The 12,406-nt window shown below is 38.1% G+C and carries 13 protein-coding genes; 5 read left to right on the forward strand and 8 right to left on the reverse strand.

Translation table 11 applies throughout. The features are described from left to right. The first annotated feature begins 463 nt into the window (after nucleotides 1-463). The 3 genes from F3D3_RS21060 to F3D3_RS21070 are packed head-to-tail and all read left to right on the forward strand — an operon-like array spanning nucleotide 464 to nucleotide 2,920. The gene (locus tag F3D3_RS21060; protein ID WP_084389219.1) at nucleotides 464-820 is read left to right on the forward strand and encodes a BlaI/MecI/CopY family transcriptional regulator; all 357 of its coding nucleotides are present in this window, start codon (nucleotides 464-466) and stop codon (nucleotides 818-820) included. Between the two features lie 5 nt (nucleotides 821-825). Continuing rightward, the gene (locus F3D3_RS21065; protein ID WP_069876413.1) at nucleotides 826-1,749 is read left to right on the forward strand and encodes a M56 family metallopeptidase; all 924 of its coding nucleotides are present in this window, start codon (nucleotides 826-828) and stop codon (nucleotides 1,747-1,749) included. Between the two features lie 4 nt (nucleotides 1,750-1,753). Further along, a complete protein-coding gene (locus tag F3D3_RS21070) occupies nucleotides 1,754-2,920 on the forward strand; it encodes a hypothetical protein (RefSeq protein WP_069876414.1) in 1,167 nt (388 codons plus the stop codon). Between the two features lie 167 nt (nucleotides 2,921-3,087). On the opposite strand, the gene F3D3_RS21075 is transcribed toward F3D3_RS21070, so the two are convergent. The 4 genes from F3D3_RS21075 to F3D3_RS21085 all read right to left on the reverse strand — a co-directional run bounded on the left by F3D3_RS21075 (nucleotide 3,088) and on the right by F3D3_RS21085 (nucleotide 6,029). Further along, a complete protein-coding gene (locus F3D3_RS21075) occupies nucleotides 3,088-3,645 on the reverse strand; it encodes a hypothetical protein (RefSeq protein ID WP_069876415.1) in 558 nt (185 codons plus the stop codon). Between the two features lie 352 nt (nucleotides 3,646-3,997). Next, nucleotides 3,998-4,162: a hypothetical protein gene (locus F3D3_RS23560; protein WP_374700096.1), complete on the reverse strand. Its 165-nt coding sequence runs from the start codon at nucleotides 4,160-4,162 to the stop codon at nucleotides 3,998-4,000. 195 nt (nucleotides 4,163-4,357) lie between these two features. Next, complete coding sequence (locus F3D3_RS21080; protein ID WP_084389220.1) at nucleotides 4,358-5,125, reverse strand: MerR family transcriptional regulator; 768 nt, start codon at nucleotides 5,123-5,125, stop codon at nucleotides 4,358-4,360. Then, nucleotides 5,118-6,029, reverse strand: coding sequence for a DUF2268 domain-containing protein (locus tag F3D3_RS21085; RefSeq protein WP_069876416.1), 912 nt, complete (start codon nucleotides 6,027-6,029; stop codon nucleotides 5,118-5,120). The genes F3D3_RS21080 and F3D3_RS21085 overlap by 8 nt, the downstream gene beginning before the upstream one ends. 265 nt (nucleotides 6,030-6,294) lie before the next feature. Here F3D3_RS21085 and F3D3_RS21090 point away from each other — a divergent pair, with 265 nt between their 5' ends. After that, on the forward strand, nucleotides 6,295-6,777 hold the full coding sequence (locus tag F3D3_RS21090; protein ID WP_069876417.1) for an RNA polymerase sigma factor: 483 nt from the start codon (nucleotides 6,295-6,297) through the stop codon (nucleotides 6,775-6,777). Continuing rightward, entirely contained in the window at nucleotides 6,767-7,357 is a 591-nt protein-coding gene (locus F3D3_RS21095; protein WP_069876418.1) for a hypothetical protein, read from the forward strand. Before F3D3_RS21090 ends, F3D3_RS21095 begins: the two co-directional genes overlap by 11 nt. A gap of 69 nt (nucleotides 7,358-7,426) precedes the next feature. Here the strand turns inward: F3D3_RS21095 and F3D3_RS21100 are convergent, their stop codons facing one another. The 4 genes from F3D3_RS21100 to F3D3_RS21115 form a co-directional block, all read right to left on the reverse strand. Beyond that, nucleotides 7,427-8,170 carry a lysoplasmalogenase gene (locus F3D3_RS21100; RefSeq protein ID WP_069876419.1) on the reverse strand — a complete coding sequence of 248 codons (744 nt, stop codon included), beginning with the start codon at nucleotides 8,168-8,170 and terminating at the stop codon, nucleotides 7,427-7,429. After that, complete coding sequence (locus F3D3_RS21105) at nucleotides 8,171-10,210, reverse strand: aldehyde ferredoxin oxidoreductase family protein (protein WP_069876420.1); 2,040 nt, start codon at nucleotides 10,208-10,210, stop codon at nucleotides 8,171-8,173. Between the two features lie 18 nt (nucleotides 10,211-10,228). Further along, nucleotides 10,229-10,534: a hypothetical protein gene (locus F3D3_RS21110; RefSeq protein ID WP_069876421.1), complete on the reverse strand. Its 306-nt coding sequence runs from the start codon at nucleotides 10,532-10,534 to the stop codon at nucleotides 10,229-10,231. A 169-nt stretch (nucleotides 10,535-10,703) separates the two neighbouring features. Beyond that, a complete protein-coding gene (locus tag F3D3_RS21115; RefSeq protein WP_069876422.1) occupies nucleotides 10,704-12,080 on the reverse strand; it encodes a hypothetical protein in 1,377 nt (458 codons plus the stop codon). Nucleotides 12,081-12,406: the final 326 nt, after the last annotated feature.

Below are 12,406 nucleotides of genomic sequence, written 5' to 3' on the forward strand. Positions count from 1 at the left end.
ACCGATTCTCGGAGCTATACATCGGACGGCTTCCTCGGACATCCCCTTCTAAAAACGCCGCACACAATTACAATTGCGCCTAACGATGCGTTTAAAAGCGTTTTTATTTTAAAGTAGCATTTGGTCCAATTTTTTTCAATAGATTGTGATCAAGCGGTAAATAATCTGCACAAGTGGTTATTTTTCCACTAAAATATGGATTACATCATAGGGTAGAGGGTTGCTCAACTTTTAGATTTGACACCCTAACCTAAAATGAATTTTACAAACTTATTGAGTTTGGTTATTTCAATAGTCCTGATAAAAACAGAAAATTACTCCCCCGTATCCATTCATTGATAATTTTAGAATAGCACTACTTTCTTTTCTATTGACACGATCAGACTATTGCAGTAGTATATTTGTATACTACTGCAATAGTCTTAATGAAATTGATCTAGATAAAATTGATAGGAGGCATTAATTGGAACCCATAAAACTTTTTGACAGTGAACTTAAAATCATGGACATCCTCTGGCGCGAGGGAAAAACCACCGCCAAGCAAATCTGCTTAATTGCCGCTACAGAAATCGGCTGGAATAAAAATACGACTTATACTGTTATTAAGAAACTCATTGATAAGAATGCCGTTTGCCGTGAGGACCCAGGTTTTGTATGCTCTGCGCTCATAAGCCTTGATGAGGTTCAAAAGGACGAAACCGAGCGACTGATCGACAAATTATGGGGGGGCTCAAAGAAAGCGTTCTTTTCTGCTTTCATTGACGAGCAGCTTTCTGAAGACGAGATTGCTGAACTCAGAACCCTAATCGAAAAGAAGTGACGCCTATGCTATCAGAAATTTTCTACTGGGTATTAAACGCCAGCATTATCGGTAGCGCAACTGGTTTAATCGTCGCTCTTGTGAGGAAAACACCAAAATTCCCCTCTTTTGCAGCGTATGCTCTATGGCTTCTGCCACTGATTCGATTTTGGATGCCATTTGGCATAGCAAGCCGCTTTAGCTTACTGAGCCTAATCTCAAAGTATGCCACCAAGACCGTGATTGTCTGGGAGATGTCTCCTCATTTGCTCACGAGTACAACCTCTAACTTTGTGCAAGCCGCTGAAAGCTACTTTCCAGTTGTCTACAAAACAGAATTGCTTAAAAACATCTTTGAAACAGCTTCTATTATATGGGGCATAATCACTGCCCTCGCAATTCTAACATTGTTTTTTTTGTACACACTCTCAAAACATAAGTTACAGGACGTCTGCCATTTAGAGGGTGAAGTTTGGATTTCTGAAAAGGTGTCCACTCCAGCAGTTTATGGCATTATCAAACCGAAAATAATCATGCCCGATTGGATTCTTCCAGAAGAACGGCCCATTATTTTAGCACATGAACGCATCCATATACGTCGCAGGGATAACCTCTGGCGGATTGTGGCGCTCATAACAGCGTGTGTACATTGGTTCAATCCACTCAGCTGGCTATTTTTGCAATGGTTTTTTACGGACATGGAGCTTGCCTGTGATGCAAAGGTCCTTAAAACATTAGGTGACCGTTCAGCACAAGACTACGCTGCCACTCTACTGTCTTGTGCTTCCGGTCAACGTTATTTTACCAGTCCTTTTGGCGGTGTAAAAACGAGAATACGCATTGAAAGTGTTTTATCGTACAAAAGACTGACGCTATTATCTACAGTGGCATTCGGCGCACTGATCGTTGCCATATGCTTTGTTCTGATTACGAATGCGGTTGGAGGCTAAACCTATGAAAAAGATATTCTATGTAATGGTTCTATTCATCACCACTTGTGTCTTGTCCAGTTGCACTTCTGAACAAGCGAATCGTTTCAAATCGGAACCCGCGAATCCTTTCAAACTGCTTGAAACGCCACAAGTATACGTTTTAAAAGACGAAGACCCATTTAGGATCATGCCCACAGTCACTCTTTACGAAAACGGAAATGCTCAGCTCTCTCAACCGCCCATCAGCAGTTTTGCCCTGTTTACCATGGGACAATATGAGATAAATGAAAATGAATTAATGGTCACTCATGGTGAAAATACACGCGCTTCATTTGAAGTATCCAATAATGGTGATACGCTAACTCTGAAATCATCAACCTTAGGCTTTACGAAAGTTGGGGCAGTCTATAACTACCGCTCCAATGCGGATTATCTAAGTCAATATCCAAAAATTGAAGGTGAAACGCTTACTGTTGACGCTTTGCGGGAACTGGTGAAGAAAGCGCCGTATCTTACCGTCTCAGACTTTGAGAAATACACGCATTTTGATATTGACACAGACTACCATATCTTTAATGTTGATGGCGGCTACACACTCAAAGTGATTGTCAGCAGTGACGGAAACACGGGCTGTATCGTTGAGCGTAATTCGGACGGAAAGAGTTTTCCAATGAACCTTAATGGCTCAACAAATCTTTCTTTTGATGTATACCTCGGATTGGCGAATCCGTCAAAATACGAACCTCAAAAATGGCTTGATTATTTTAAAGATGAGGAACTGCCATGGGGAGAGATCAAAGAACTAACACTTCCAGAATTTCCAGGCATCACTTTTACATGGTCATCAGAAAAAGTGACTGCAGGAGACAAAGTCTTATTCCAAGGGATGCCAGTTTGGAATGTCTATCTAACCGATTTGACAAACGACGGCAAGCCAGAGTTTTGTGCCACAGTAAGTTTTGGTTCAGGTATTGTTGATACTCACATCATAGTTTATGATTATGCCACCGATAAAGTGTATCCATTAGCAGATCGAACGCATTACGACTATTATTTATCCATGGATGAGGGGGAAATAAGCGTTACACAAACAGAGTATATGCATGAAAAACCGCTTGTGTCTGCAAAGCTGCAACTGATTAACGGCGAAATTTTTAGATTCGGGCAATCCGTGGAGGAAACACAATAAATGTAAAAAAGTTCTGAGCAAAAAAATTGGCTCAGAACTTAAAATCCATCTCAATATTCAATTAGGCTACTCGTTTAAGCAGACGAACTACCTCCACATGGGTGAAAGAAATAGGCTGAATCTCGTAAGTATCTTTTGTAATCAATGTGATATGCTGTTTCTAAATGCTATTTATTAACTTCAGCTGATTCTGTACCTTTTCCTCTTTTCTTAAGCTCATTATCATATTGTGATTGTGTTATATCTCCATTTGCTAGCTTTTGCTTTAAATCATACTCTGAATCATTTGACAAAGATGCTGTCGAAGATGTCGTTGAAGACTCTGTATCCTCTGTCTCGGATGATTTTAATACTGCTGCTGCTTGTGCAGATTTTGTTGATGTAGCGGACACAGTTGCTGTAGCTGACACAGTTGATGCCGTTTGAGTTGACGCTGACTGTTCTGCCAATACAGAATTTGATGCAGCAGACATTTCTTGTGCTTTGCTCATACCCTGTTTACTTATTTCAACGGTGTCACCATGTATTGATGTTCCAACCGTCGAACGGTCTTCAGATGATACTTCTAATTTGGATTCGATTCTTTTTGAATCCACTACTTCATTTTCTTTTACATGCTCAGTTTTTTGACTTAACGCCTCATTGCCTGATTTCAGCTTTAACTTCTGAACTTCCGTGCTGTCGTAACCTGAACTTATTGAGGAAGAAACAGGTGATATACTCATTTAAAATCACTCCTTTTGGGTTTATTAGATTTATTGACTCTAAATAGTCTATCGGAAGAAACCCAATTTTTAAGCGTGGCAGTTTTGTGGCAGTATTGAGGCAGTTTTGAGATACTAAAAGTCAAGGCTTTGCAGTATAATGCCTTTCATTTCTTATCATAGTGGGCTTCTTTATATCTATCAAATCAGAGTAGGTTCATACAAGAGGCGACTATTCTGTAAACTAAGAATTGGAGTATTCCATCAGAGGCACATTATAGCAGAAGCATAAGGATATTCGTGGTTTGAAATCAAATTTAGAAAAGTTCTGAGCAAAATAATTCAGTTACACAAGCAAACCTTCTCCGCATGCCTAGAGCAGACAAAGATAATACGTTTGCCCTTCAGCATTAATAGCGATAAAATCAACCTCAGCGTCACCTACTTTGCCTACATGGACTTTATATCCTCTTCTTAAAAGTTCAAGATAAACGCTGTTCTCAAGGATGTGCCCCATATCTGTATGTTTCGTTCCCAAAAGGAAATAGCGAAGTCCAATATCAGCGACGTCATATTTTGATCCCGTAGCGAGATACTGTTTCCCTTTTATTAGCTGGTCTTATTGTTTTCGCAAACTCATATCAACATAATTCGCACAGAACATCAAGTTTGTAAAATTCATTTTACAAACTATAGATATGTGTAAATTACAAAACCGTCGCTTGACTACCGACTATTTACTTATATTGTTGTCACAATAAATCGTGATTACTTGATTTACAAATTCCGATAAGCGTTCATCTCCATAGCTGTTAATGGTACTTGAAAAACGTTTATCCGAAACATATAGAAAGCCCAAATACCGCAACATTTCAATAGAGCAATCATAATAATTTGCTGAAATAAAATTTCTCCACTCATGGATAATAGCCTGAACGTTCTTACTGTCTGGAGTCTCATCAATATGATGAAAAATTTTCCCAAAAATTTCCTGTGCAGTACTCTCTAATCGTAGCCACTCGTTTTTCCTTTCCATGCCAGCATATTTATTTTTGTACTGCTGATAAGCCGTTGTATTTTCCCATCGTTCCAAAACCTCTTGATGATAACGCTCCTGTAATTCAATAATATTATCTTCATTGAATACCGAAAAGTTTGTTTTGCTTTCTCCCTTCAAAACTTTATCAATAAGCTCAATTAATTCGTCGATACGATCCCTTTTTAATACAAGAATCTCAACATGCCTTTTTAGAGTTTCCTCTTTGCTATATAAAGGAGCAGACATGATTATTTTTATTTCTTTAAGATTAAAACCTACTTCCTTGAAAAACAAAATTTGCTGTAACCTATCTATATCCTCATGGGAGTAAAATCGGTAATTTGCACTTGAAACACAGGTGGGAGATAATAATTCTATCTGATCGTAATAATGCAGAGTACGAATGGTTATGCCCGTCATTTTGGCAACGACATTTACTGTCATTAATTCGTCCTTATTCATCCCAAAAGTCCTCAATCTCTCTAAGAATTTCTTCTGTAGGTGTAAGCGTTGCTTCAATGATGGTTTTACCTGTCTTTTTTAAATAATGTTTTATCATATAATATCCACATGCATATCCAGCACAAAACGGTAGACCTACAGGAAAATAACCTCGCATTTTCGCAATTTCATCTCCATAAAGATAAGAGGTCAAATTGTCCATACCCGTTACATCCAATGCATCTTTGACTAAAGGTTTTACATAATTATCCAAAGTATCCGTATCAATCTTACTAACCCAAGGACCAAGTTTTTCCTCTCCATAAATGAAAGTTGCATAGTTTTCTGCCAAACCCTCTGTGACCATCATACCCGCTAAGGAAATATCATCACGCCATTTTTCAAATTGAAATCGAACATTATGATTACACTCATGAGCGAGGGCTGCTGGTATCCGACCAATTGTATAAGCGTTAGGTGTAATTGCGCCAAAGATATAACCAGGTATACCGCCGTCACCCGAGTAGCCATCACTAAGTATGGTATATGGACTCCGAGGATCAGCAAGGAGAATCGTATATAAATAGTTTTGTACTGGTAGCTCAATACCTACATTCACAAAACGCCCAAGAGCATCCTCTATTGAGGCTTGACAGCTTTTCCAAAATGCGTTCTCTGAAAGCAAATCAACGCCTTCTTTTTGACTTTCGTCAACTTCGTTAGGAGCCAAATAACCTAACATATTGCTTGCCATTATAACATCATAACCGTTTTCTTGCTTCGCTTTGAGCGGTACATTATAACAAGCCCACTTTTTTTCAAAGGGTTTCATCATTTCATAACGATAAATGTCGTTCTTTTTTTCTAAAGGGGCAGCTATAATTTTTTTGTAGATTTCATCTGAACGAATATTTCTGATTTCCATATTATTAACTCCATTTCTTTTATTTCTATATGTTATTACTATACACTATGACGTAACGAGAGGGTCAATCGCTTTTTTAAATTTAAATCTTAATTTAAAATATGCAAGAATTACTTGAGTGCACCGATCATTCGAGAGCAACTTGACCGTTGAATACAACAGCATATCTACTCAGTAAAACTTTTTTATATAAATATGTAACCTTTTGTCCTTTATAATTGTATTATTAGTGAAAAGCTTTTCAAATAGATCAAGGAGCATGCTTATGAGACAACCTGTAGAGATACTGATTGAACAGTACAAAAGCAACATTTATGCAATCGCTTTTAATGTATGTAAAAACGTGCAAGATGCAGAAGATGTTGTTCAGGATACATTCATTCAGTATATATCACTCAAAAAAGATTTTGAAACAGAGCAACACATGCGCGCATGGCTTATAAGAGTAGCAATTAATAAGGCCAAGAATAAGAACACTACCTTTTTTAGACGACATGCACTGCCTCTGGAAGATTACATGGAAACTTTAACTTTCGAATCCTCGGAATCCTCCGAATTATTTGAGACCGTGATGAAACTTGCGGAAAAGTATCGTATCGCCATTCATCTGTTTTATTATGAAGACTATTCTATAAATGAAATAGCCGATATTCTAAAAATATCTGTAAGTAATGTAAAAGTTAGATTATCACGTGGCAGAATGTTGCTTAGGGAAACATTGAAGGAGGGATGGGAAGATGACGAATAGAGAAAAATACAAGCAAGCATTTTCTGCAGTTCATATCTCTGACTCATTTTATTTGGAGGTAAAAAAAATGACAAATACAAGTAGAAAACAAAAAATCAATCCACTGGTTGCGTGTATTGCTGCCTGTGTACTTTTAGTGGGCGGCTCAACTGTTGCATATGCTGCTGATTTGGGCGGAATTCAACGCACAATTCAACTTTGGATACAGGGAGACCAAACTGAAGTGATTATTGATTTTAATGCAGATGGAAGCTATGGCATGGCCTATTCAGACAGTGAAGGCAATGAGATTCAACAAGGTGGTGGCGGCGTTGCTTTTAATTCCGATGGAAGCGAAAGACCTCTAACAGAAGATGAAATACTGGATCACCTTGACGACCCAGATGTGAGATATGAAGATGATGGCTCTGTTTGGATTTACTATTTCGATCAGAAAATCAATATCACAGACAAGTTTAATGATCAGGTTTGTTATGTTCAAGTTTCAAACGGAAGCGAAACCTTATATATGACCATCAAATATCAAAATGGCTGGTCTAGCAGTCCTAATAAATATCCAAGTGTTTCTTCATTTAACTAATCGTTTCGGGTACACCTTAAAGCCACTGAATGTCATCTACGCATTCAGTGGCTTCATTAAATTGTCACTCTAAACAATTAGTAAATAACTCATCATGATCAAAGTCTGAGCTATGATATAGCTTCCCATAATGTAACGTTCGGACATTTTTTCATTTTGACCCAACGTACTGATTGAAAGCACTGAATCAGATGTAATAAAGATCAGTGAACCGATAAAACAAAGCAACTTTGCCAAGAGCCTATCATTCATATATCTTAAAAACGACATGAAGCTCATAAGCGTAATCGCCAGCATGTACATGGATATCGCCACTTTTAAAATCAGCCTAACTTTAGGGCTTATCTGATCTTGCTTCAATATGCCATGTGAACTTAAATATTTAAACATCATAAAGGCATACAAAATATAGATCAAATAAATTGCCGTGTAAATTATGATGTGACTTGTAAAATGGGCAGCCTCCTTTGCAAATAGAAAAATATAAGTGATATGACCACCAAGAAAAAATAGCATGCCGAGCATCAAAGGTATGATATCTGTTTTTTCGGTTGACTGAATTGCCGTCCCTTTGTGAACATTTATATGAAGCATTAAAGCAATATCTCCAAACCATCCAAAGGCAAATGCTAAAATCAATAGGGGCTCAATCACATTTGAAAAGCTTAAATAAATTGCGATAATCAGTGGCATAATCAGAGGCTTCGTGATCGTTTTGATCCAATAATAGATCGAACCTTTATCCGATGGTTTTTGACTGTATACGTTTAGCACGGAGACAATAATGAGCAATGGTATGAGCATGTATTTCATCTAGTCATCACTCCCATATAAATCTTTTATCACATAACCTAAATTAAGCTCTTTGAGAATGGCTTGCGTAGGTCTTAATGTATCTGGATCGTATGCCATGGCGTCAAAGTAGCTGTTTTTAACTTCTTGAAAAGACAGCCCCTCATAATCCTCTATGCCAGCGCGGATTCTTTCAGGCATTCTAATATTTTTCACATCAATACCTTCTCGAATGTTAAAGGCATGCCTCAAGGTTTTGATTCTTTGTGCACAGGTCATATAGTAATCAAAATCATAATGCCAACCTGTAGCGGCATTAATGTAATCGATCAAAGGTAGATTGACGTCACTGCCAAAGCCAAAGGCACACATCCCTAAACCATTAATCAAGTCCATAAAACAGCTATCTGTTTTTAAACTTTCCCCTATCATTTCACGCTCTGGTAAGCTATTTTGATTTAATAACGGATGCAAATGAGTCGTCTTCTTATTCATTTGTTCTTTATAATAATCTGCACCACTGAGGGTAGATGTGTGTCTTCCTGGAGTTGGTTCAGCTTCATAACCTACGCCTAATCCAACACCTACCGTGTTTACTTTTCTTGGATCATGCATTGGCAATTCCTGACCTTGGATAACCATGCCACATTCAAGTGCTCTTTCACGATTGATTTCATGAATGTAACCCTTTTCAACTAATGCTTTTGCAGCAGAGGTGATGCCATTCCGAAGGTATTTACCAATACCTTCTCCCGAAATCATAAGTTTGGCCAATGCCAAGGCGCCATCATTACTAGACCATTTTATATTTTCATCACAGAACTTTTCTTTGTCAATTAAGGCTTCATGTACCAATTCATAAACCCATGAAACGGTTGTAGCTGCACTAATCGTATCCATTCCAGAACAGTTGAACAGATGGTTAATTTCGATAATATTCTCTAAATCGTCTGCCTCTAGTAAGGTACCAAATCCGCATAAAGTTTCATATTCGGGTTTATGTATTTTACTGTCATCCTTATTTTTCATGTAGCCACCACATCGCATTGGACAACAATAACAACCGAATTTTTCATCTTGCAAATTTGTAACCGCATTATTAGAAATTTTACCCGATTTTGAGGCAGGGAAATCTTTAGCACCATCACCCAACCAATTCTTTATAGGGGAATCATTATTGGCAGCACTGTAAGAAACAACGCCAGCAGTGCCCCAATGTGTCATGACATATCTTTCAGCCTCTGCAGTGGGTTTCATTTTCAATTTTGTTAAAAAATCAAGCACCTCAGACCCTATTTTTGTCGTTGGGGCTACCGATTCAGCATAATCTAATATAGGCGTTTTATAGTGCTTAAATGCTTTGGCAAATTTTTTATTGCCTTTTATGATCGTTTCCTGATCAAACACTTCTATATCCGTTGTGCCACTGATACAAAGTGCCTTTAGATTTTTAGAACCCATAAGAGCACCCAATCCACTTCTTGCAGCTAAACGCCCCCCTTCAGTAACGATCCCAGAAATTAGCGCCTGTTGTTCTCCAGATGGACCAATACAAGATACTTTGAATTTGTCACCATGTTTATTTAATAAATACTGTTCTGTGTCTAGGGTTGTTTGTCCCCATAGATTATATCCATCCTGTTGCACCGTCGATTCAAGTGTAATTTGGCCCCCATTGATGAGTAAGTAAACTGGCGTTTCGCTTTTTCCAACAAAAAAGATACCATCAAAACCAGCTTCTTTAATCGCTGGCGCAAAATGCCCACCACTATTAGCGTCGCCCCAAGTGCCTGTAAGAGGACTTTTGCCTACAACACAATAACGACCTGTAAAAAATGCTTTTGTACCGGTTAACAAGCCACTCATAAAGCCAAGAATGTTTCTTGAATCAAGAGGTGGCAGTTTTGGGGGCTGGTTCTCATAGATTATTTTGACACCCAGTCCATATCCAGTCAGGTATTCACGATATACGGCTTCGTCAATTTCTTTGCTGGTAATTTTATGGGTATCCAAATCAATCCATAAAATTTTACCCATGTACCCATAATTATGTTTAATCATCTTTTAACGCTCCTTTTTTCAAATTATGACATCTGCACTTTTCCTAATTTTTATTATACCCTCTATTTTGTACTTTATTAATTGTTTATTTAAAATTTCGGCTTTTAGGTTATACCCTAAATGCGTCAGTGGAACAAGTGTTCTGTTTTTTTCTACAGCCACACCCACTTTGCTCATTCCAGAAGAACTATGACCTAAGTCCTTATCGTAAACGCTTCGATAGACATATCCTAAAAAACCAAAGTAATCAAATGAATCTGGACCCGTTTTTTCATCACATACAGCCTTGTACCACCAGTCAGCTTCACCAACTGTTCCATCCACTTCTAATAAATCTAATGACAGTACTTGATCAAACTGCTTTACTAAGTCGTACTTTTCATCATTATTAAAAGTCAGTTTATTAATACAAAAATAGCCCCACCTTCATTACAAAGGCAGGGCTCGATCACTGGACAAGCCAGTGTTTTTTATATCTCAAATAATCCCCCATTTAACTTGCTTGCTCTAATGGTTCTGGTTCTTCAAATATAACTTGATCGTATTCTGGTTTGTTGCCAATGTTTATAAGAACACATAAGACGACACCTACTGCCAATCCCCAAGCTGCACCACGTGTTGCTAGAACTGCGGCTATTATACCAGCGATCCCCAAGTCGTTAGCTGTTCGGGCTTTTAACACGCCTACCTTAACAGATACGAACCCTTGAATCAACATCGTTAAAGCAAGTGCTATTCCTAAAATAGGTTTAACCAATGTTACAATCGGAAGGAGCAAATAACCTGTCAATGTTCCAAAACGGAATGACGCCGCTCCACCGTTAATAGAATCCATTGTCTCACGACCTTTTTTGAAGCGTTCACAAATAACCACTTGCATAGCCGCCCATAACGGACCACACATTGTAAGGTCCGGACCAATAATAGACATAATCATGTTGCGGAGACCAAAAATCATGTGAGATCTATTAGGGTCATAATCAATTATTTCATCTGGGCGTGCTTGAGCTGCATCTTTGAGCAAAGCCTCTGATTGAATCATATCACCAAATAAAATAATATATGCTGAGAAGACCATAGGCAATCCACTAATAAACATGCTTAAGGGCGGGAATCCTACCCCTAAGAAAGTCCACTCTGTAAAAAGGGCGCCAAATGCTGGTCGTGTAATCCCCCATTCAATGGCTGGCCAAGGTGTTTCACCGAATATTGGACCAATGAAAACAGCAAGTAAAACGACTGGTAAAATACCAAGATTCGCAATGAATTTCAATAGGTTGCTATTGTTCTGAATACTCTTAAAGTGATTAGAAAACAACAAGTAAAATCCTAGTCCGATACAAATTGTTATTGAAAATGGAAACATATCAAATCGTGCGCCTTCTTTAAAAATTACCATAATAGCCGCGAATCCCGAGCCTAGAATAATCCCCGATTGCATAGCATTGGGTATTATAGAAACTATTTTTTTACCTAACCCAGTTACACCTAGTAAAAAAGCGAGAATACCTAGTGATAACTCAAAAGCAATCAAAGCTTGCATGCGCTCAGGACCGATTTCAAAGTTTGAGACATACAACATAAGAAGTGGAATGGCTGGGGTTACCCAACCCGGTATAACCGGATCTCCTAAAAACACATGTGCCGAATATAAAATACCATTAAGCACAACAACTGCCATGGCCACTTCAAATGGCATCCCTAAATATTCCTGAAGCATAGGGACCGCACCTAAACAAACCGCACACATCAGTAACCCTTGAAGATAATCTGGCCATTCAAAACGATAATGCACAAATGGAACCCTAATTTTGAATGGACCTACTGGAAAATAGGGTTGTTCTTGACCGCTAACGCGTTTCTTTGACATAAACTTTCCTCCTAAATCAGATTTGTCTTAGTTTCTTGCGAAACTCTGTAAGCATTGAAAATACTTGCTTTTATTTATAGAAATAGCATATTACCCTCCATTTTGGGTATAAATAAGGTGTGTTCCTGTTGATAACTCATACTCAAAAGAAAGGAAGGTAATAATGCTAATTTCTGCTTCTAATCAGGTTTCCCTGTTTGATCTTGATGCTGAGTTTGATGAACTCACTTCATACAAATCAGATCAACTTTTTTCTCTTTTTAACCAGTTTATTGACACAGATGATGTTATTCCAAAATCTTTCTACAGTGTTTACTACTCTAATG

The organism is Fusibacter sp. 3D3, from assembly GCF_001748365.1.
Taxonomy (GTDB): domain Bacteria; phylum Bacillota; class Clostridia; order Peptostreptococcales; family Acidaminobacteraceae; genus Fusibacter_A.

What these genes read in the sequence shown, in the direction of transcription:
- F3D3_RS21065 (WP_069876413.1), top strand. Translation starts at nt 826, where the DNA reads ATGCTATCAGAAATTTTCTACTGGGTATTAAACGCCAGCATTATCGGT.
- F3D3_RS21070 (WP_069876414.1), top strand. Translation starts at nt 1,754, where the DNA reads ATGAAAAAGATATTCTATGTAATGGTTCTATTCATCACCACTTGTGTC.
- F3D3_RS21075 (WP_069876415.1), bottom strand. Translation starts at nt 3,645, where the DNA reads ATGAGTATATCACCTGTTTCTTCCTCAATAAGTTCAGGTTACGACAGC.
- F3D3_RS21080 (WP_084389220.1), bottom strand. Translation starts at nt 5,125, where the DNA reads ATGAATAAGGACGAATTAATGACAGTAAATGTCGTTGCCAAAATGACG.
- F3D3_RS21085 (WP_069876416.1), bottom strand. Translation starts at nt 6,029, where the DNA reads ATGGAAATCAGAAATATTCGTTCAGATGAAATCTACAAAAAAATTATA.
- F3D3_RS21090 (WP_069876417.1), top strand. Translation starts at nt 6,295, where the DNA reads ATGAGACAACCTGTAGAGATACTGATTGAACAGTACAAAAGCAACATT.
- F3D3_RS21095 (WP_069876418.1), top strand. Translation starts at nt 6,767, where the DNA reads ATGACGAATAGAGAAAAATACAAGCAAGCATTTTCTGCAGTTCATATC.
- F3D3_RS21100 (WP_069876419.1), bottom strand. Translation starts at nt 8,170, where the DNA reads ATGAAATACATGCTCATACCATTGCTCATTATTGTCTCCGTGCTAAAC.
- F3D3_RS21105 (WP_069876420.1), bottom strand. Translation starts at nt 10,210, where the DNA reads ATGATTAAACATAATTATGGGTACATGGGTAAAATTTTATGGATTGAT.
- F3D3_RS21115 (WP_069876422.1), bottom strand. Translation starts at nt 12,080, where the DNA reads ATGTCAAAGAAACGCGTTAGCGGTCAAGAACAACCCTATTTTCCAGTA.